Source organism: Micromonospora sp. URMC 105 (assembly GCF_051386295.1).
In the GTDB taxonomy this organism is placed as follows: domain Bacteria; phylum Actinomycetota; class Actinomycetes; order Mycobacteriales; family Micromonosporaceae; genus Micromonospora.
Window position 1 is genome coordinate 1 of the sequence record NZ_JBPQTL010000240.1, and the last position, 304, is coordinate 304.

At 80.9% G+C, this 304-nt stretch carries 1 protein-coding gene; it reads right to left on the bottom strand.

The features are described 5' to 3' along the window. A partial coding sequence (locus ACSNN7_RS29120) for a hypothetical protein (protein WP_436684236.1) occupies nt 1-209 on the bottom strand: 209 nt, incomplete at its 3' end. Nucleotides 210-304: the final 95 nt, after the last annotated feature.

The following is a 304-nucleotide window of genomic DNA, read 5'->3' on the forward strand; positions in this document are numbered from 1 at the left end:
CCGAGCAGCACGATGCTGACCAGCACCAGGATGCCCAGCCGCAGCCGGCGCCGCTCGCGCATCTGGCGGCGCAGCTCGGAGCGGGCGCCCCGCAGCCCACCGGCGTCCGCAGCCTCCCCCTCGTCGGGCCGGCGCGGACCGCCGGCCGGTTCGGTCGCCGGTCGGGGCCCGGCCGGCGGTACGACCACCGCCGCCCGCGCCACGCCCACCGGCTCGTCCGGTCGCGACGGGACGGAGCCGGTGCCGCCGGGCTCCGGTCGACCGGGCTGCCGGGGCGCCCCCGTGTTGTGGTCGGGGTGCTCGT